This window comes from Oleiphilus sp. HI0125, assembly GCF_001635355.1.
The window spans coordinates 1-639 of the sequence record NZ_LWGF01001512.1; the positions used below are offsets into that span (position 1 = coordinate 1).

The window sequence follows — 639 nt, forward strand, 5'->3', positions numbered from 1 at the left end:
TATCAGGCATGGCAGCCCTCGAAGGAGCCAGCACACTCGCCGTTGGAAACGCTTTCGGCTCCAACATTGCGAACATAGCACTAGTGCTCGGTGTAACTACGCTCATTTCTGCTATTCCGATTAAGCTCGGAATACTAAAAATTGAACTACCTATACTTTTGATCGCAACAGCGCTCGCAACGATTGTCATCATCGACGGCCTGCTCGATTTCAACGATGGCTTGATCCTTATTGGCATACTCCTCATCTCGCTCATCGCACTCGCTAAACTCTCTTCCTCTTCTTCAGAATTACCTGAGGAAGTACAAGACAATGAACCCATGGCTCAAACCAAAGCGATCACGATTTTGGTCGGAAGCATTGCAGCCCTTATCTTAAGTTCAAGAATGCTCGTTTGGGGGGCAAGTGGCATAGCAAGTTCGCTTGGAATTAGCGATTTGATCATCGGTTTAACCATTGTCGCGATAGGTACAAGCTTGCCCGAATTAGCGGCATCGATTGCTAGCGCATTGAAGGGTCACCATGACCTTGCTCTTGGCAATATCATCGGCTCTAACTTATTTAACCTACTCGCAGTGCTAGCCATCCCAGCACTGATTGCACCGCCATTTATCGAGCAAGCAAACTTGATTCGCGACT

General features: G+C 47.7%; 1 protein-coding gene. It reads left to right on the forward strand.

Annotated features, from left to right (window positions below):
* Nucleotides 1–639, forward strand: a 639-nt coding sequence (locus A3762_RS25405) for a sodium:calcium antiporter (RefSeq protein WP_068758195.1), incomplete at both ends; no start/stop codon positions are given.